Source organism: Cereibacter sp. Soil_C_27 (assembly GCF_057657095.1).
Genome location: NZ_JBDGJD010000006.1, coordinates 129,057 through 147,146, shown reverse-complemented (window position 1 = coordinate 147,146; position 18,090 = coordinate 129,057). Strand labels below are relative to the sequence as shown.

Here is an 18,090-nt window from a genome sequence, read left to right as displayed (position 1 = left end):
AGGGACGGGGCTTGCAGGATCGGCGCCCCGCAGTAGCTTGCTGGCCAGACGGGCTGAGCTTTCTGGAAGGATATCCGATGTTGCTGCGCCGAACGGGCCTTGCCGCCCTCGCGGGTCTTGCGCTTTCTTTCCCCGCCATCGCCGAGACCGTGAGCGATTTCACCCTGCCGAACGGCATGGAGGTGGTGGTGATCGAGGATCACCGCGCCCCGGTGGTGACGCATATGGTCTGGTATCGCGTGGGCGCGGCGGACGAGCCTGCCGGCCATTCCGGCATCGCGCATTTCCTCGAGCATCTGATGTTCAAGGGCACCGACACGATGGCGGCGGGCGAGTTTTCCGACACGGTGGAAGCGCAGGGCGGTGACGACAATGCCTTCACCTCCTGGGATTACACGGCCTATTTCCAGCGGGTTGCGGCGGATCGGCTGGACCTGATGATGCAGATGGAGGCCGACCGGATGCGGAACCTCCAGCTGACCGAGGAGGACGTGACGACCGAGCGGCAGGTGATTCTGGAGGAGCGCAGCCAGCGCACCGACAGCGATCCGGATGCGCTGTTCGGCGAGCAGCGGCGCGCGGCGCAGTATCAGAACCACCGCTACGGCGTGCCGATCATCGGCTGGCGTCACGAGATGGAGCAGCTGGACCGCGACGACGCGCTGGCCTTCTACGAGCGGTATTATGCGCCGAACAACGCGATCCTCGTGGTGGCGGGCGACGTGACGCCCGAGGCGGTGCGCGCGATGGCCGAGGAACATTACGGGCCGCTGCAGCCGACGGAAGGCCTTCAGCCGCGGATGCGCCCGACGGAGCCGCCTCAACTGGCGGAGCGACGGCTGAGCTTCAGCGATCCGCGCGTGGCGCAGCCCTACGTGATCCGTAGCTATCTGGCGCCGGAGCGCAATGCGGGCGACCAGAAACAGGCGGCGGCGCTGACGCTGCTGGCCGAATTGCTGGGCGGCAGCGGCACGACCTCGGTTCTGGCCAAGGCGCTGCAGTTCGGCGATGCCAAGGCGGTCTATACCACGGCCTTCTACGACGGCGGCTCCTTGGACGTGGGCAGTTTCGGCCTCGCCATCGTGCCGGTGCCGGGGGTGTCGTTGCAGGAGGCCGAGGAGGCGATGGACGGGGTGATCGCGCAATTCCTCGAGGACGGGGTGAACCCGGAGGATTTCGAGCGGATCAAGGTGCAGATCCGCGCCGCGGACATCTACGCGCGCGACAACGTGGACGGGCTGGCGCGGCGCTACGGTCAGGCTTTGACCACCGGGCTGACGGTGCAGGACGTGAAGGACTGGCCCGCCGTGCTCGACGCGGTGACGCCGGAGGAGGTGCTGGCGGCGGCGCGCGAGGTGCTGGACCGCAGGCAGGCGGTGACGGGCTGGCTGGTGCAGGACGAACCCGAGCAGGTGGTTCCGGTGCAGGGCGGCGCTGCTGCCGTGCCGGGGCAGGTTGAAGGAGAGACCCAATGATGCTGCGTCTGGCTGCGGCCCTGATCCTGTTCGCCCTGCCGCTGCGGGCGGAAGTCGAGATCAAGGAAGTCACCTCGCCCGGCGGCATCACCGCCTGGCTGGTGGAGGAGCACGAGCTGCCCTTCACCGCGCTGGAGATCCGCTTCAAGGGCGGCACCAGTGTCGATGAACCGGGCAAGCGCGGGGCGGTGAACCTGATGACCGGGCTGATCGAGGAAGGCGCGGGCGATCTGGACGCGCAGGGCTTCGCCACGGCGCGCGATGATCTGGCGGCGACGTTTTCCTTCCGGGCGAACACCGATGCGGTGGGCGTCTCGGCCCGGTTCCTGAGCGAGAACCGGGATCAGGCAGTGGCGCTGTTGCGCTCGGCGCTGGTGGAGCCGCGGTTTGATACCGATGCGCTGGAGCGGGTGCGGGGGCAGGTGCTGTCGGGGCTCGCCTCGGATGCGAAGGACCCCAATGCGCTGGCGGGCCGGGCCTTCGATGCGGCGGCCTTCGGCGATCACCCTTACGGCACGCCGGGCGATGGGACGGTGGAGAGCGTGACCGCGCTGACCCGCGACGACATCGTGGCGGCGCACAAGGGGGCGCTGGCGCGGGACCGGATCTATGTCTCGGCGGTCGGGGATATCACGGCGGAGGATCTGGGAGCGCTGCTCGACAGGCTTCTGGGCGACCTGCCGGCGACCGGGGCGGAGATGCCGGGGCAGGCGGAGTATCGGCTTGACGGCGGGGTGACGGTGGTGGAGTTTCCGACGCCGCAGGCGGTGATCGCCTTCGGTCACGAGGGGATCACCCGCGACGATCCGGATTTCTTCGCGGCCTATATCCTGAACGAGGTTCTGGGCGGCGGGCGGTTCGGCGCGCGGCTGATGACCGAGGTGCGCGAGAAGCGCGGGCTGACCTATGGCATCGGCACCTATCTCGTGCCGATGGATCATGCCGAGCTCTACATGGGCCGCTTCGCCAGCGGCAATGCGGTGGTCGGGCAGGCGATCGACATCGTGAAGGCCGAATGGGCGAAGGCCGCGACCGAGGGCATCACCGCCGAGGAACTGGCGGCGACGAAGACCTATCTGACCGGCTCCTATCCGCTGCGCTTTGACGGCAACGGGCCGATTGCCGACATTCTGGTGGGCATGCAGATGGAAGACCTGCCGATCGACTATCCGGTGACGCGCAACGCCAAGATCGAGGCGGTGACGCTGGAGGACATCAAGCGGGTGGCGGCGCGGGTGCTGAAACCCGAGGCGCTGCATTTCGTGGTGGTGGGCCAGCCGGACGGCATCGCCTCCGACGGTTGAGGCCTGTGGCCGAATCTGGAGGGTCATGCTAACTCTGGTGGCATGACCCTGCAGAGCAACAATATAAGCCCTTCCCGCCCGGTGATCCGTCAGCTCGACGAAGCCGCGATCAACCGGATCGCGGCGGGCGAGGTGGTGGAGCGGCCGGCTTCGGCGGTGAAGGAACTGGTCGAGAACGCGCTGGACGCGGGCGCGCGGCGGATCGCCATCGACTATGCCGACGGCGGCAAGACGCTGATCCGGGTGACCGACGACGGCTGCGGCATGACGGCGGAGGATCTGCCGCTGGCGCTGAGTCGGCATGCGACCTCGAAGATCGACGGGTCGGACCTGTTGAACATCCATTCCTTCGGCTTTCGCGGCGAGGCCTTGCCCTCGCTGGGCGCGGTCGGGCGGCTGACGATCCATTCCCGCGTCGAGGGAGGCGAGGGCGCCTCGCTGGCCGTGGCGGGCGGGCGGATGGAGGGCGTGCGGCCCGCGGCCTTGACCTGCGGCACGGTGGTGGAGCTGCGCGACCTGTTCTACGCCACGCCGGCGCGGCTGAAGTTCATGCGCACCGACCGGGCCGAGGCGCAGGCCATCGGCGAGGTGGTGAAGCGGCTGGCGATGGCCGAGCCCGCGGTGGGCTTCACCCTGCGCGACGTGTCGGGCGGCGAGGCGCGGGTGATGTTCCGCTGCGATCCCGAGCAGGGCGACCTGTTCGACGCGCTGCACGGGCGGCTGGCGCGGGTGCTGGGCGCGGAGTTCGCCGAGAACGCGCTGAGGATCGATGCGGAGCGCGAGGGGATGCAGCTTCTGGGCTATGCCGCGCTGCCGACCTATTCGCGCGGCTCGGGGGCGGCGCAGTTCCTGTTCGTGAACGGGCGTCCCGTGCTGGACCGGATGCTGTTCGGTGCCCTGCGGGCGGCCTACATGGATGTGCTGAGCCGCGACCGGCATCCGGCGGCGGTACTGAACCTGATCTGCGATCCGGAGCGGGTCGATGTGAACGTGCATCCGGCGAAATCGGAGGTGCGGTTCCGCGAGGCGGGGCTGGCGCGCGGGCTGATCGTTTCCGCCTTGCGGCAGGCCTTGGCCGAGGCGGGGCATCGGGCGTCCTCGACCGTGGCGGGGGAGACGCTGCAGGCGTTCCGGCCCGAGCCTCAGCCGATGCCGCCGCGGGTCTATCAGATGGACCGGGCCTCGCAGCCGACGCTGGCGCGGGCCTATGCGTTTCAGGCGCCGATGCAGACCGAAGTCCAGCCGGCGATGCAGGGCTTCGCCGAGGCGCCCTCGGCCCGGGTGGAAGCGCCAAGCGTGGGCGAGGAGGCGCGGCCTCTGGGGGCGGCGCGGGCGCAGGTGCATGAGAATTACATCATCGCCCAGACCGAGACCGGGATGGTGATCGTCGATCAGCATGCGGCGCATGAGCGGCTGGTCTATGAGCGGCTGAAGCGGCAGCGCGACGGGGCGGGGATCGCGGCGCAGGCGCTGCTGATCCCGGAGATCGTCGATCTTTCGCCGGGGGATGCGGGGCGGCTTTTGGACATGGCCGAGGAGCTGGCGCGGCTCGGCCTCGGGATCGAGGCTTTCGGCGGCAGCGCCATCGCGGTGCGCGAGGTGCCCGCCATTCTGGGGCAGGTCGATGCGGCGGGGCTGTTGCGCGACATTCTCGACGATCTCGACGATGTGGGCGGCAGCGACCGGGTGCAGGCGCGGATGGACGCGATCCTGAGCCGGATGGCCTGTCACGGCTCGGTGCGCTCGGGGCGGCAGATGCGCGCCGAGGAGATGAACGCGCTGTTGCGCGAGATGGAGGCGACGCCGCTTTCGGGCCAGTGCAACCACGGGCGGCCGACCTATGTGGAGCTGAAACTGGCCGATATCGAGCGGCTGTTCGGCCGCCGATGATCACGATCAACGGACAGGTCTATGCGTGGGACGACCCGCTGGTGCTGGCCATCGGCGGGGCCGTGCTGTTCCTGTCGATGCTGGTGCTGATCCTCCGGGCGGCGGGGCGGTCGGGGCGGCTGGTGCTGGGCGAGCTCGGCTGGCTGGCGCAGCGGGTGCAATCGCTGGCCGAGGGGCAGGAGCGGCTGGCGGGGGGGCTGCATCATGTGTCGGAGACGCAGGCGGTCAGTCAGGGGGCCATCCTGCAGGTGATGGAGCAGCGGCTGGCCGAGGTGCAGCGGGCGATGGGCGACAGCCTGCAGGGCTCGTCGGTGCGCACGGCGCGGAGCTTGGGTGAGTTGCATCAGCGGCTGGCGACCATCGACAAGGCGCAGGAGAATATCGAGCGGCTGTCGGGCAATGTGCTGAGCCTGCAGGACATCCTGTCGAACAAGCAGACCCGCGGCGCCTTCGGCGAGATCCAGTTGCATGACATCGTGCTGAAGGCGCTGCCCTCGGACAGCTACACGATGCAGGCGACGCTTTCCAACGGGCGGCGGGCCGATTGCCTGATCCACCTGCCCGCGCCGCCCGGGCCGATCGCCATCGACGCGAAATTCCCGCTGGAGGCCTATGAGGCACTGCGCCGGGCCGAGACGCCGCAGCAGGTGCTGGAGGCGCAGCGGGCGCTGCGCGTGTCGGTGCGGGTGCATCTGCGGGCGATTGCCGAGAAGTATATCCTAGAGGGCGAGACGGCGGAGGGGGCGCTGATGTTCCTGCCCTCGGAAGCGGTCTATGCCGAGCTGCATGCCAATTTCCCCGAGGTGGTGCGCGAGGGCTTCGCGCTGAAGGTCTGGATCGTCTCGCCCACCACCTGCATGGCGGTGCTGAACACCATGCGGGCGGTCTTGAAGGACGCGCGGATGCGCGAGCAGGCCGGGGCGATACGGCGCGAGCTGTCGGAGCTTTACCGCGACATCGAGCGGCTGGGGGCGCGGGTGGAGAACCTCGACCGGCATTTCGGCCAAGCGGCGAAGGATATCGAGGAGATCAAGATCTCGTCGGAGAAGGCCGGCAAGCGGGCGCGGCGGCTGGATGCCTTCGACTTCGAGGAGCTGGAGCAGGTGCCCGTGGGGCGGGCCGCGGAATGAGGCTGCTGCGCGCGGCGGATTTCGTGACGATGCCCTGGGCCAACGGCCGCGGGGTGACGGTGGAGATGCTGCGGGTCGAGGGGCCGTCGGGGCTGCTGTTCCGGCTGTCGCGGGCCTCCGTGGTGGAGGACGGGCCGTTCTCGATCTTTCCCGGGGTGGAGCGGGTGCTGACGGTGATCTCCGGCCCCGGCTTCGATTTGCTGGGCGAACGGCGGCTGCGCTGCGACCCGCTGGCGCCGGTGGCCTTCCCGGGCGACGAGGCGCTGGCGGCCTCGGGGGTGAGCGAGCCCTGCGACGACCTGAACGTGATGTGGGCCCGCGGGCTGCCGGCGCCGGAGGTGACGGTGCGCGGGGCGGGGGTGATCGAGGGCGGCACGGTCTGCGTGGTGGCGCTGGGGGATCTGGCGGTGAACGGCGTGGGGCTGGCCCGGGGGGAGCTGGCGGTGGTGGGGGGTGCGGCGCGGATCGCCGGGGAGGCGAGGGCGCTGGTGGTGACGGGGGTTCCCGGAGCGTAGGGTGGGGTTATACCCCACCCGTGCGGGACGGCTGGGGGTGGGGTGGAACCCCACCCTACGGGGTGGAGCACGGGTGCGCGCCACGGTGGGTGATGGATCAGGGCGCCGGTGTAGGGTGGGGTTTTACCCCACCACGGGCGCGGCGACGGGTTTGGTGGTCAAAGGTGGGGTGAAACCCCACCCTACGAGCGCGGTGCGCAATGAATGCGTACCCTACGGGGATGGGGACCATAGGATCGCACGCCACAATGCGGAACATGGGGTGTTCGGGTGGGGTGGAACCCCACCCTGCGCCATCTGGAGGCCGGTCAGATCCGGAAGAACGGTTGCGCGAGGCGGGGGATGAGGCTGCGGAAGCGGAGGGGGGCGTCGGTGGCGGCGAGGCAGATGCAGGGCTGGCCGGGCTCGGCGACGGGGGTGTGCTGCAGGTCTTCGGTCGCGATCTCGATGTCGCCGGGGCCGAAATGGTCGGTGGCATCGGTGAAGGCGCCCTGCAGCACGAGCGTCAGCTCCATGCCGCGGTGGCCGTGGTCGGGCACCGCCTGTCCCGCGGGGATGTAGAGCAGCCGGGCCGAGGCGAGGCGGTCGGTCGGCAGGATCGACTGGCGCACCCCCATACCGAGCGACTGCCATTTCACGATGTTCAGCGTGCCGCCGATGTAATCGGCGAGCGGCGCCGGGGTGGCGGCATCGCCTTGGGTGCGGCGGCGGATCGGGGTGCCCCGGTCGAGCCGGGCCATCACCGCATCGAGGCTGTGATCGGCCATCCGCACAGGCGCCACCTCGGACAGCAGCGCCCCGCCCACCGCGTCATGCGCCCCGGCCCGCGCCCGGCAGTCGTCGCAGAGCGACAGATGCGTGGCCACCACGAGGCCGAAGGCCTCGGGCAGCGTGCCGGCGGCATAGGCCGTCAGCAGCGGGTCGGAGATGTGGTGCCGGATCGTCATCGTGTCAGCCTTCAACTCATGTGGTGGCGCAGGCGGTCCAGCGCCAAACGGATGCGCGACTTGATCGTTCCGAGCGGCAGGCCGGTTTCGGCGGCGATCTCGCGATGCGAAAGGTCGCCGAAATAGGCCCTTTCGATCAGGGCGCGCTGTTTCTCCGGCAGAAGGGCGAGCGCTGCCCCCAGCCGGTCGTTCTCTTGCCGCATCTCGAAGACCTCGGCCTGATCGGGCTCGGCCGCCGGTCCCCAGTCGAGATCCTCCGGCTCGGGCCTGCGCGACTTGCGCAGGGCGTCGATCCGGCGGTTCCGCGCGATGGTGAAGACCCAGGTCGCCACCGATGCCCGCGCGGGGTCGAACAGATGCGCCTTCTGCCACAGCGTCGCCATGACATCCTGCGCACATTCCTCAGCCAGCGCGTCGGACGCGCCGGACTTCATCAGAAAGCCCTTCACCCGTGGGGCGAAGTGCCGGAACAGGGCGGCGAAGGCCTCCCTGTCCTGCCTGTCGCGGACCGAGAGCAGCAGGGCCGCCCAATCCGTCTCGTTGCTTTGCCCCGTCACGTCCGGCCTGACCCCGCATCATCCTGCGGGCCGACCATAGGCATGGCCCGGGCAGGACGCATCCGGTTTCTGCACTCTGCCGTCCAGTTGCTTTCCCCTGTTCTACGCAGGCCAAGCGTCCGTGGATCACCGGAGGGCTGCGACAAACTGTCGTGAAACCCATTCTGATCCGATCAAGGCTTCCCGGCGTATCGTGATGCAAACAGAGCGGAGTTTCGGATGCCTTTTGAAACGGTGAAATCTGCGCCTCGGCGCGTGGCGGTGATTGGTGGCGGCATCTCGGGCATGGCAGCGGCGCATCTTCTGGCGAAGGATCACGCGGTGGTGCTGTTCGAAGCCGAGCCGCGGCTGGGCGGCCATGCCCGCACGGTGATGGCGGGCAAGCGGGGCGATCAGCCGGTGGATACCGGCTTCATCGTCTACAACAAGGTGAACTACCCGCATCTGGTGCGGCTGTTCGACGAGCTGCAGGTGCCGGTGACCGAAAGCGACATGAGCTTCGGCGCCTCCGTGCGCGGCGGGGCGCTGGAATACGGGCTGCGCAATCTGGGGTCGATCTTCGCGCAGAAGCGCAATGCGCTGGATCCGCGCTATCTGGGCATGTTGATGGACATCCTGCGCTTCAACGCCCATGCGGCCGATCACGCCACCGATCCGGTGATGACGATCCGCGACCTGCTGGCCAAGCTCGGCTCGGGCGCTTGGTTCCGCGACTATTACATCCTGCCGATCTCGGGGGCGATCTGGTCGACGCCTTCGGTGGGCATCCTCGATTTTCCGGCGCAGGCGCTGATCCGCTTCTTCCAGAACCATGCGCTCCTGTCCCACACCGGGCAGCATCAGTGGTACACGGTGCTGGGCGGGTCGGTGGAATATGTGCGGCGGCTGCAGGCGGCGATGGTCGGCGCGGGCGTCGATCTGCGGCTCGGCGCGGCGGTGGCCGGGGTGCGACGGCTGGAGGGTGGGGCGCAGGTGCGGGCCGAGGGCGGCGAGTGGGAGGCCTTCGACGAGGTGATCTTCGCCACCCATTCCGACGACACGCTGCGGCTTCTGGCGGATGCCTCGGAGGGGGAGCGCCGGGCGCTGGGCGCGGTGCGCTATCAGCCGAACGAGGCGGTGCTGCATGCCGATGCCTCTGTCATGCCGAAGCGCAAGGCGGCCTGGGCCTCGTGGGTCTATGTCGAGCCGACAGACCCGGAGGCGGAGCGGATCGACCTGACCTACTGGATGAACTCGCTGCAGCCGATCCCGCAGGACGATCCCCTGTTCGTCACGCTGAACTCCAACCGGCCGATCCGCGAGGAGCTGATCCACGATGTCGTGACCTTCCGCCATCCGGTCTACGATCTGGCGGCGCAGCTGGGCGTGGCGGCGGTGAAGATGATGAACGGCGCCAACAGCACCTGGTTCTGCGGCGCCTGGATGCGCAACGGCTTCCACGAGGACGGATTTGCCAGCGCGGTGGATGTGGTGCAGGCGATGCGCAGCCGCATGCTGGCCGCGGCGGCATGAGCCGGGTCGATCATATCGCGGGCGAGACCTTCCACGGGCGGCGCGGAGCGGTGGAGAACAGCTTTCGCTATTCCATCGACTATGTGCTGCTCGATGCCGATGCGGCGGAGGGGCCGGGGCTGTTCGCGCGCAACCGGGGCAATCTGGTCTCGGTGCAGGACCGCGACCACGGCGGGGCGCCGGGGCAGGGACGCGGTGCGGTCTGGGTGCGCGAGGTGCTGGCGGCGCATGGCGCGGCGGGGACGGAGCGGGTGTTGCTGCTGACCCAGCCGCGGGTGCTGGGGCATGTGTTCAACCCGGTGAGCTTCTGGCTCTGCCATGACGAGACCGGGGCGCTGCGCACGGTGATCGCCGAAGTGACCAACACCTTCGGCGACCGGCATTCCTATCTCTGCGCCAAGCAGAACGGCGCCCCGATCGGGCGGGAGGATACGCTGGCGGCGCAGAAGATCATGCATGTCTCGCCGTTCCAGGAGGTGGAGGGCGGCTATACCTTCCGCTTCGACATCCGCGACGACCGGGTGGGGATCTGGATCGACTATTCCAACGGGGCCGACGGGGTCTATGCCACGCTGACCGGGGCGCGGAAGCCCTTGACCAATGCGGCGATCCTGCGGGCCTGCCTGCGCCGGCCCTTCGGGTCGCGCCGGGTGCTGGCGCTGATCCACTGGCAGGCGTTGAAGCTGGCGGTGAAGGGCGCGCGCTACCGGCCGCGGCCCACGCCTCCGGTCGATGACGTGAGCCGGTGAGCGAGGGGCTGGCGCGCTGGGCGCTCTTCGCCGGGCTGATCGCCGCGGCGGGGCTGCCGATCTACATCCATGCGCCGAAGGCCTATGTCGATCAATATGGCGTCGGGCTCGGTGCGCTGGGCGGGGTGCTGGCGCTGCTGCGGCTGGTCGATGTGGTGCAGGACCCGGCTTTGGGCTGGCTGGCCGAGGCGGGGCGGCGCTGGCGGGGGGCCATGGTCGCCGTGGCGGCGGGGCTGATGGCGCTGGCGATGCTGGGGCTGTTTGCCGTGGCGCCGCCCATCGCGCCGCTGTGGTGGTTCGCGGGCACGCTTCTGGTGCTGTTCTCGGCCTTTTCCTTTCTCAGCATCGCCTTCTATGCCGAAGGGGTGGAGAAGGCGCGGCGGCTGGGGCCGGGCGGGCATCTGCGGCTGGCGGGCTGGCGCGAGGGCGGGGCGCTGCTGGGCATCTCGCTCGCTGCTGTCGCGCCGGTGGCGCTGGCGGGGCTGGAGCGGCCGTTTGCGGCCTTCGCGCTGGGCTTTGCCGCGCTGGCGCTGCTGGCGGTCTGGGCGATGCGGCGGGAGTGGAGCGGGGCGGCGGTGGTGGCCGAGGCCCCCGACCTGCGCCGCGCGCTTGCCGATCCGGTGGTGCGGCGGTTGCTCCTGCTGTCCCTGATCAATGCGGCGCCGGTCGCGGTGACCTCGACACTGTTTTTGTTCTTCGTCGAGAGCCGGTTGCAGGCGCCGGGGTCGGAGGGGCCGCTGCTGCTCCTGTTCTTCCTGTCGGCGGCCCTGTCGACTCCGGTCTGGAGCAGGCTCGCGATCCGTTTCGGCGCGCGGCGGGTGCTTCTGGCGGGGATGGTGCTAGCGATCGTCGCCTTCGTCTTCGCCGCGCGGCTGGGGGCGGGCGATACGCTGGCCTTCGCCGCGATCTGCGCGGCCTCGGGGGCGGCGCTGGGGGCGGACATGACGCTGCTGCCGGCAATCTTCGCCGGGCATCTGGCGCGGCAGGGCTCGGGCGAGGCGACGGCCTTCGGGCTCTGGTCCTTTGCTTCGAAACTGTCGCTGGCGCTGGCGGCGGCGGTGCTGTTGCCCGCGCTGCAGGCCGGCGGCTTCACGCCGGGGCGCGACAACCCGACCGAGGCGCTGCGGCTGCTGAGCCTGCTTTATGCCGTGCTGCCCTGCGGGCTGAAGCTTGCAGCCATCGTCCTGTTGATCCGTATCCCCTTGCCGGAGGCCTGAGCCATGCTTCTGCCGTTCCTTCTGGGCCTTATGCTCGCCCTTGCCCTCCTGCTGCTGCGCCGGCGCTTTCTCGGCTTCGATGCGCAGCGGCTGGCCGATTACCCGCAGGGCTTGACGCTTGACCCTGCGGTGCATCTGGCGGGGCCGCTGCTCTGCGAGGGGGTGATCTACGGGCCGACGGGGCGCGTTGCCTCGCGCTTCGTGGCCGAGATGCAGGGCGAGTGGCGGGACGGGCAGGGGGTTCTGACCGAACGCTTCCGCTATGACAGCGGGATGGTGCAGGAGCGGCGCTGGGATTTCCGGCTCGGCGGCGACGGATCGCTGCGGGCCACGGCAGCGGATGTGCCGGGCGAGGCGGTGGGGGCCATGGCCGGATCGGCGATGCGGCTGCGCTACCGCATCCGGCTTCACGATGACGCAGGGGGGCATGTGCTGAGCGTGAACGACTGGATGTATGTGCTGGATAATGGAACGATCATCAACCGGAGCCAATTTCGGAAGTTCGGCGTGACGGTCGCCGAGTTGGTGGCAACAATGCGGCGGATCGGGACATGAGAGATTTCGTAGGGAAACGGTACTGGATGGTCGGCGCGACCGAGGGGCTTGGTCTGGCGCTGGCGAAGAAGCTGAACGCCGCCGGGGCCGAGGTGATTCTGTCGGGGCGCGACGAGACGCGGCTGGCCGAGGCGGTGGCCTCGCTGCCGATCCATGCGCGGGGGGTGCGCTGCGACGTGGCGGACCGCGACTCGGTGAAGGCGGCCGCCCGGGAGGTGGGGGAGATCGACGGGCTGGTGTTCCTCGCCGGGGTCTATTGGCCGATGAAGGCGCAGGAGTGGAACGCCGAACAGGTCGAGGCGATGCTCGACGTGAATCTGATCGGCGCGGCGCGGGTGCTGGGCGAGGTGCTGCCCGCGATGGTGGCGCGCGACCGGGGGCATGTGGTGCTGACCGGCAGCCTGTCGGGCTTTCGCGGTCTGCCGGGGGCGATCGGCTATGCGCCGAGCAAGGCGGGCGTCATGTCGCTGGCGGAATCGATGTATGCCGACCTGCGGGGCAGCGGGGTCGAGGTGCAGCTGGCCAATCCGGGCTTCATCCGCACGCGGCTGACGGCGAAGAACGATTTCAAGATGCCCTTCATCATGGAGCCGGAAGAGGCCGCGCGCGACATGTTCGAGCACATGTGCGGCGACACCTTCCAGCGCAGCTTCCCGACGCTCTTCGCGCTGTTCTTCCGGCTGGCGCGTTTCTTGCCGGACGGGATCTATTACCGGATCTTCGGCTAGACCGCCGCGATGTGGCGGTCGAACTCGGCCTTCGCCCGGCCCCAGACGCCCTGATCCAGCGCGTCGAGCGCGAGGAGCGAGGGGAGGAGCTGGGCCGCGTAATCCTCGCTGCTTTCCACCGGCAGCAGCGAGGGCAGGTTGTCGATGGCAGTCACGTCGAGCGGCGGCGCATCGTGCACCCGGAGCGCCGGTTCCTGCCAGTCGGTCACGCGGTCGTAGACCTTGATCGGCGAGAAGTCGGAGGTCGGATCGCAGGCGATGTCGCCGATTACCCGCAGGGCGCGCGGGTCGGTCTTGGCCGAAGCCGGCACGAAGACCGGGCAGCCGGGGCGGGCGAGGATGCAGTTGAGGAAGACCTCGTGGGCCAGCACCTCGGGGAAGGGGCCGCCGCTGGCGGTCTCGGCCATGTCCCAGCGGGTGACTTCGACGCCGACCGCCTCGCAGAGATCGGAGGCGCCGGTGCCGACGCGGCCGAGCGCGCCGATGACGAGGGCGCGGGGCAGGGGGGCGGAAAGCGCGGCACGCAGTTCGGCCAGCAGCGCCTCCTTGCCGGGGTAGGTGGAGACCGGGCCGCAGATCGTGCCGCGGCTCTGCGCCGCCCAGCATTTCAACGCCACCGCTGCCCCGGCATAGCCCGCCCAATAGCCGAAGGCCGCGACGCGGCGACCGGTCCCGTCGACCAGCGATTCGAGATCGTAGAGCGTGCCGCCGCCGGCCTTGAAGCGTTGCAGCAGGATGCGGCCTGCGGGCTGGCCCTTGTAGGCATGGCCGAAGAGGATGTGGCGGTGCGGCAGCGGCGTGCCGTCCTCGGGCAATTCCTTGATGCCGAAGATGATGGCCTCGGCTGGGGCCTCTGGCCAGGAGTTTTCGGGTGCGATCTCGCAGCCTGCCGCCCCGTAGCCGTCGATCGGTATGGCGCGGACCGAGCTCTGCTCCACCGTGACCCGCACCCCGGCGCGCAGCAGTTCCGCCGCGCCCTCCGGCGTCAGGGCCACACGTTCCTCGTTCGGCCGCTGTTCGGCCCGCACCCAGAGATGAGTCATTCCACGTCCTTGATGGTGTGATAGCCGCGCCGTTGCGCGCGTCTTTGCCAGCGTTCGGCGGCGAGGCAGGCCTCGCGCAGGTTGGAGAACCACGTCACCAGCCGCCGCCCCGCCGTGGCACCGCGATTGCCGTTCAAGCCCCATTCGCGCAGCACGGTGTATTCGCCGAAGAGATTGTAGCCCAGTTCGACCCGGTAGAAGCGGCCCGTGCCCTCGGTGCGCAGGCAGAGATAGGTCAGCATGTCGGCCCTCCGGTTCGATTCAACCCAGAGATACCAGATTTATGGCGTTGTGACAGGGGGACTGCAGCCTGTTGCGCTTGGCGGGGGCGGAAAGTCGTGGAATGATCCGCCGAAATTCCGCCGAGGTCTTCATGTCGATCCTGTCCCTTGCCGCGCAGATCCTGTTCGTCGGCCACAGCCTCGTCGGGCCCGACCTGCCGCAGATGGTGCAGGCGGGGCTCGGCCATCTGGGGCATGAGGTGACAGTGCAGGCGCAGATCATCAACGGCGCGCCGCTGCGGGTGAACTGGGACCAATCCGCGGCGGCGGAAGGGGTGGACGCGCGGGCGGTGCTGGCACGGGGCGCAACGGATGTGCTGGTGCTGACCGAGGCGGTGCCGCTGGCGGCGCAGGTGCAGTGGAACGACACGGCGGGCCATGTCGCAGCCTTCGCGGGGCTGGCGTGGGAGGCCAATCCGGAGACGCGGGTTTATCTTTACGAGACTTGGCACAGCCTGAAGAGCGGGCCGCAGACGGTGATCGAGGGCGATCCCGGCGCGGGGGTGCCGTGGCGCGAGCGGCTGGCGGCGGATCTGCCGTCGTGGCAGGCGCTGGCCGACGAGGCCAGCCGGGGGCGGCCCGGGGGCAGCCCGGCAGTCGGGGTGATCCCGGCGGGGCAGGCGATGGGGCGGCTCGCCGACGAGATCGCGGCGGGCCGGGTGCCGGGGATGACCTCGATCGAGGAGGCGTTCTCGGATGACATCCATCCCAATGCCAAGGGGCTGTATCTCGTGGCGATGGTGCATCTGGCGGTGATCACCGGGGAGTCGCCGCAGGGCCTGCCCGCGCGGCTGACCCGGCAGTGGCAGAGCCGCGAGGCGGTGATGTCGGACACGCTGGCGGCGGTGCTGCAGCGGATCGCCTGGGAGACGGTGCAGGCACAGGGCAGGCGGCAGGCGGCGGTCGTGCCCGAGGCGCCCGCGCTGGGCGGGATCGCCAACCCCAACCTCGGCTTCGGGCTGTCGGGGGTGCATGACTGGTCGGTGCAGCAGCCCTTTCTCGACGTGATGAAGACGGCTCGGGTCTGGACCGGGCATCTGCCGGGGCAATGGGGCGGGATGGACTATCCGGCGCTGGTCGCGGGCGGCTGGCTCGATGCCGAGGGCTGGCCGAAGGCGGTGCCGCCGGAGGTCACGGGGCTGGCGACGCTGATCCTCACCGACCTGCCGCCCGAGGCCGGGGCGGTCGCTGGCACTTACCTTTTGCGCCATGTGGGCAAGGGGGTGCTCCAGGTAGGCGGGCGGGCGCAGAACCTGCGGGCGGCACCGGGGGAGGTGCGCTTCGACTTCACGCCGGGCGAAGGCGGGGTGGTGCTGACCATCGTCGAGACCGATGCCCAGGACCCGATCCGCGACATCTCGGTGGTGCGGGCCGACCGTGCGGCGCTGCTGGGCGGCGGCGCGCTGTTCAACCCTGACTGGCTGGCGCGGCTGCGGGGGGCGCGGCTGCTGCGCTTCATGGACTGGATGGCGGTGAACGATTCGACACTGGCGCGGGTGGAGGACCGGCCGAAGCCTTCGGATTTCACATGGGCCCGGAACGGGGTACCGGTGGAGGTGATGATCGCGCTGGCCAACGAGTTGCAGGCCGAACCCTGGTTCACCCTGCCGCATCTGGCCGAGGACGCGCTGGTGCGGCTCTATGCCGAGGCGGCGCGGGACGGGCTGGCGCCGGGGCTGCGGGCGCATGTGGAGTTTTCCAACGAAGTCTGGAACTGGCAGTTCGCGCAGGCGCGCTGGGCCGAGGCGGAGGGGCTCAAGCGCTGGGGCGAGGAGCAGACCTGGGTGCAGTTCTATGCACTGCGGGCGGCGGAGGTGGCAGATATCTGGGCCGAGGTCTTCCGCGACGATCCCGCACGGCTGGTGCGGGTGATCGCGACACAGACCGGTTGGCTCGGGCTGGAGGAGATGATCCTGGATGCAGCGCTGGTGCAGGCAGAGGGGCGGCCCGCCCCGGCGGAAAGTTTCGATGCCTATGCGGTGACCGGCTATTTCTCGGCGCTGCTCGGCGGCGAGGCGAAGGCGGAGGCCGTGCGCGGCTGGCTGGCCGAAAGCGAGGCGGCGGCGGTCGAAGCAGCGCGGGTGCAGGGGTTGGAGGGAACGGCGGCGGCTGCGCATGTGGCGGCGCATCGGCATGACCTTGCGGTGGCGCGGGCGGCGGCGGAGCTGCGCGACGGCAGCGTGACCGGAGAGGACGAAGATACGCTGGCCGCGCTGATCGGGCAGACATGGCCGCATCAGGCGGCGGCGGCGCGGGCGCATGGGCTGGATCTGGTGATGTACGAGGGCGGGACGCATGTGGTGGGCTACGGGCCCGCGATGGAGGATGCGGCGCTGGGGGCCTTCTTCCAGCATCTGAACTACACGCCCGAGATGGGGCAGCTCTACACCGAGCTGATGCGCGGCTGGCGCGGGGTGTCGGAGGCGCCGTTCAACGCCTTCGTCGATGTCTACCGTCCGGGGAAATGGGGCAGCTGGGGTGCGCTGCGGCACCTGACCGACGACAACCCGCGCTGGCAGGCGCTGGCGGGGGGCTGCGACGGGTGCTGAGCGTCATCCTGCCCGCCAGCAACGAGGAGGCGTGGATCGGCGGCTGTCTCGAGGCGCTGTTCGCCTCTGAGCCGATCGAGGCCGAGGTGATCGTGGTCGCCAATGGTTGCCGCGACCGGACGGCGGAGGTGGCGCGCGGGTTTGCCGGGCGCGCGGCGGCGGCGGGGTGGCGGCTGACGGTGCTGGAGCGGGCCGAGGGCAGCAAGCCCGCTGCGCTGAACACGGGCGATGCCGCGGCGCGGGGCGGGATGCGCTGCTATCTCGATGCCGATGTGCGGGTGAGCCCGGGGCTGATGGCGGAGCTGGTGCGGGTGCTCGGTCGCGAGACGGCCTGCTATGCCAGCGGCACGCCGGTGATCGCCCCGGCACGCAGCGGGATGACCCGGGCCTATGGCCGCTTCTGGGCGCGATTGCCGTTCTTGCAGACGGCGGCGCCCGGGTTCGGGCTCTTTGCGGTGAATGCGGCGGGGCGCGCGCGCTGGGATGCCTTTCCGGGAATCATCTCGGACGACACTTTCGTGCGCTGCCAGTTCCAGCCCGGGGAGCGGGTCGGCTGTGCCGCGCGCTACAGCTGGCCAATGGTCGAGGGCTTCGGGCCGCTCGTCAGGGTGCGGCGGCGGCAGGATGCCGGGGTGGCCGAGATCGCCCGGCTCTACCCGGGTCTTCTGGATCGGGAGGCCAAGCCGCCGCTGGGGTTGGCGCGGCTGGCCGGGTTGGGATTGCGCGATCCCGTCGGTCTGGCCGCCTATGCGGCGGTCTCGCTGGCGGTGCGGCTGAGGCGCGGGTCCGGCTGGACGCGCGGACGCTAGCTCAGCCTTCGGAGGAGCGCCGACCGCCGGGCAGGCCCGGGGTCGCAAGGTCGGCGGAGAACAGGCGCCGCATCTCTTCCTTCGTCAGGGTGCGGGCGGTCGAGGTCTGCGGTGCGGCAGGGCGGGCGGGACGCAGGAAGAACGGCCAGGCGAGGCGGAAGGAAGTCTTCTTCGGAAGGTCCGGGTCGGAGTAGTTGCGCAAAGGTTCGTCTCCCCAAAAAACGAGCATGGACACGAAGGCGGCTTCCGGACCGGAGATGGGTGGCAGCCCCTCCGTCTTTTGGTCTCGATTCGCCGTCTTCGATTACCGCCTTCTGTATTAGGCGGAAATGTGCCGATTATGCGGAAGATGCGCGGGAGCTCGCCCAGAACGAGAATTTTCGTGGAACCGTGCAATCGCGCAACAGTTCTGCGTCAACCAAGAATTCAACGGCTTGCCTTACGTTGGGTCAGTTCAACCCGGAGGTGAAGAATCTTGATTAATTTCCACTTCTGAGACATTTTCATACAGCTGCCGAGCGGTGTCAGGCTCGGAGACGCAACCCAGACGTGCAATCTTATCCCGAGGAATGAGGCGAAATATGAGCAAGATGGAGGTTTTTCTGGCTGAATCCCTGCTCCAACGCGCCCGTCAGGGCCGTTTGAGGGCCTTGCGGCACCTGCACCGGGACGGGCTCGCGCTTCGGAACATTTTCGAAATCGCGCCCGAATCGAAGGAATCGCCGGAGCGGCCGAAACGGGGCGAAATGTTCCAGGGACTGTCGGACCTGCGCTGAACCGCGTCGGATGCGGCCTTTCGGCCCTGCTTCGGGGTCTCCGCGACCTTTAT

The 18,090-nt window shown here is 69.4% G+C and carries 18 protein-coding genes; 13 read left to right on the top strand and 5 right to left on the bottom strand.

Going from position 1 to position 18,090, the window contains the following annotated elements:
* Positions 1 to 77 precede the first annotated feature (77 nt).
* From AC3A5Z_RS20245 to AC3A5Z_RS20225, 5 genes are read left to right on the top strand one after another with little or no spacing between them, the layout of a single operon-like run.
* Positions 78 to 1,475, top strand: coding sequence for a M16 family metallopeptidase (locus tag AC3A5Z_RS20245; RefSeq protein WP_487521104.1), 1,398 nt, complete (start codon positions 78 to 80; stop codon positions 1,473 to 1,475).
* Positions 1,472 to 2,779, top strand: a complete 1,308-nt coding sequence (locus tag AC3A5Z_RS20240) for a M16 family metallopeptidase (protein ID WP_487521103.1) — start codon at positions 1,472 to 1,474, stop codon at positions 2,777 to 2,779. The genes AC3A5Z_RS20245 and AC3A5Z_RS20240 overlap by 4 nt, the downstream gene beginning before the upstream one ends.
* Before the next feature lie 42 nt (positions 2,780 to 2,821).
* A complete protein-coding gene (gene mutL / locus AC3A5Z_RS20235; protein WP_487521102.1) occupies positions 2,822 to 4,669 on the top strand; it encodes a DNA mismatch repair endonuclease MutL in 1,848 nt (615 codons plus the stop codon).
* Positions 4,666 to 5,799 (top strand): DNA recombination protein RmuC, encoded by a 1,134-nt coding sequence (locus tag AC3A5Z_RS20230; RefSeq protein ID WP_487521101.1) that lies wholly within the window; start codon positions 4,666 to 4,668, stop codon positions 5,797 to 5,799. The genes mutL and AC3A5Z_RS20230 overlap by 4 nt, the downstream gene beginning before the upstream one ends.
* Positions 5,796 to 6,314, top strand: a complete 519-nt coding sequence (locus tag AC3A5Z_RS20225) for a HutD/Ves family protein (protein ID WP_487521100.1) — start codon at positions 5,796 to 5,798, stop codon at positions 6,312 to 6,314. Before AC3A5Z_RS20230 ends, AC3A5Z_RS20225 begins: the two co-directional genes overlap by 4 nt.
* A gap of 308 nt (positions 6,315 to 6,622) precedes the next feature.
* Here AC3A5Z_RS20225 and AC3A5Z_RS20220 read toward each other — a convergent pair whose 3' ends face one another.
* A complete protein-coding gene (locus AC3A5Z_RS20220) occupies positions 6,623 to 7,261 on the bottom strand; it encodes a ChrR family anti-sigma-E factor (RefSeq protein WP_487521099.1) in 639 nt (212 codons plus the stop codon).
* A gap of 11 nt (positions 7,262 to 7,272) precedes the next feature.
* Positions 7,273 to 7,818, bottom strand: coding sequence for a sigma-70 family RNA polymerase sigma factor (locus AC3A5Z_RS20215; protein WP_487521098.1), 546 nt, complete (start codon positions 7,816 to 7,818; stop codon positions 7,273 to 7,275).
* 219 nt (positions 7,819 to 8,037) lie between these two features.
* Here AC3A5Z_RS20215 and AC3A5Z_RS20210 point away from each other — a divergent pair, with 219 nt between their 5' ends.
* The 5 genes from AC3A5Z_RS20210 to AC3A5Z_RS20190 are packed head-to-tail and all read left to right on the top strand — an operon-like array spanning position 8,038 to position 12,579.
* Complete coding sequence (locus tag AC3A5Z_RS20210) at positions 8,038 to 9,330, top strand: NAD(P)/FAD-dependent oxidoreductase (protein ID WP_487521097.1); 1,293 nt, start codon at positions 8,038 to 8,040, stop codon at positions 9,328 to 9,330.
* Positions 9,327 to 10,079 carry a DUF1365 domain-containing protein gene (locus AC3A5Z_RS20205; RefSeq protein WP_487521096.1) on the top strand — a complete coding sequence of 251 codons (753 nt, stop codon included), beginning with the start codon at positions 9,327 to 9,329 and terminating at the stop codon, positions 10,077 to 10,079. Before AC3A5Z_RS20210 ends, AC3A5Z_RS20205 begins: the two co-directional genes overlap by 4 nt.
* The gene (locus AC3A5Z_RS20200) at positions 10,076 to 11,296 is read left to right on the top strand and encodes an MFS transporter (RefSeq protein ID WP_487521095.1); all 1,221 of its coding nucleotides are present in this window, start codon (positions 10,076 to 10,078) and stop codon (positions 11,294 to 11,296) included. Before AC3A5Z_RS20205 ends, AC3A5Z_RS20200 begins: the two co-directional genes overlap by 4 nt.
* A gap of 3 nt (positions 11,297 to 11,299) precedes the next feature.
* On the top strand, positions 11,300 to 11,851 hold the full coding sequence (locus AC3A5Z_RS20195; protein ID WP_487521094.1) for a DUF3833 family protein: 552 nt from the start codon (positions 11,300 to 11,302) through the stop codon (positions 11,849 to 11,851).
* The gene (locus tag AC3A5Z_RS20190; protein ID WP_487521093.1) at positions 11,848 to 12,579 is read left to right on the top strand and encodes an SDR family NAD(P)-dependent oxidoreductase; all 732 of its coding nucleotides are present in this window, start codon (positions 11,848 to 11,850) and stop codon (positions 12,577 to 12,579) included. Before AC3A5Z_RS20195 ends, AC3A5Z_RS20190 begins: the two co-directional genes overlap by 4 nt.
* Here the strand turns inward: AC3A5Z_RS20190 and AC3A5Z_RS20185 are convergent.
* Positions 12,576 to 13,622: a saccharopine dehydrogenase gene (locus AC3A5Z_RS20185; protein WP_487521092.1), complete on the bottom strand. Its 1,047-nt coding sequence runs from the start codon at positions 13,620 to 13,622 to the stop codon at positions 12,576 to 12,578. The genes AC3A5Z_RS20190 and AC3A5Z_RS20185 overlap by 4 nt on opposite strands.
* Positions 13,619 to 13,864 (bottom strand): WGR domain-containing protein, encoded by a 246-nt coding sequence (locus AC3A5Z_RS20180; RefSeq protein WP_487521091.1) that lies wholly within the window; start codon positions 13,862 to 13,864, stop codon positions 13,619 to 13,621. The genes AC3A5Z_RS20185 and AC3A5Z_RS20180 overlap by 4 nt, the downstream gene beginning before the upstream one ends.
* A gap of 101 nt (positions 13,865 to 13,965) precedes the next feature.
* On the opposite strand from AC3A5Z_RS20180, the gene AC3A5Z_RS20175 reads away from it, so the two are divergent.
* Entirely contained in the window at positions 13,966 to 16,452 is a 2,487-nt protein-coding gene (locus tag AC3A5Z_RS20175) for a hypothetical protein (RefSeq protein ID WP_487521090.1), read from the top strand.
* On the top strand, positions 16,437 to 17,261 hold the full coding sequence (locus AC3A5Z_RS20170) for a glycosyltransferase family 2 protein (RefSeq protein WP_487521181.1): 825 nt from the start codon (positions 16,437 to 16,439) through the stop codon (positions 17,259 to 17,261). The genes AC3A5Z_RS20175 and AC3A5Z_RS20170 overlap by 16 nt, the downstream gene beginning before the upstream one ends.
* 1 nt (position 17,262) lies before the next feature.
* Here AC3A5Z_RS20170 and AC3A5Z_RS20165 read toward each other — a convergent pair whose 3' ends face one another.
* A complete protein-coding gene (locus AC3A5Z_RS20165) occupies positions 17,263 to 17,463 on the bottom strand; it encodes a hypothetical protein (RefSeq protein ID WP_487521089.1) in 201 nt (66 codons plus the stop codon).
* A gap of 379 nt (positions 17,464 to 17,842) precedes the next feature.
* On the opposite strand from AC3A5Z_RS20165, the gene AC3A5Z_RS20160 reads away from it, so the two are divergent.
* Positions 17,843 to 18,037 carry a hypothetical protein gene (locus AC3A5Z_RS20160; protein ID WP_487521088.1) on the top strand — a complete coding sequence of 65 codons (195 nt, stop codon included), beginning with the start codon at positions 17,843 to 17,845 and terminating at the stop codon, positions 18,035 to 18,037.
* Positions 18,038 to 18,090: the final 53 nt, after the last annotated feature.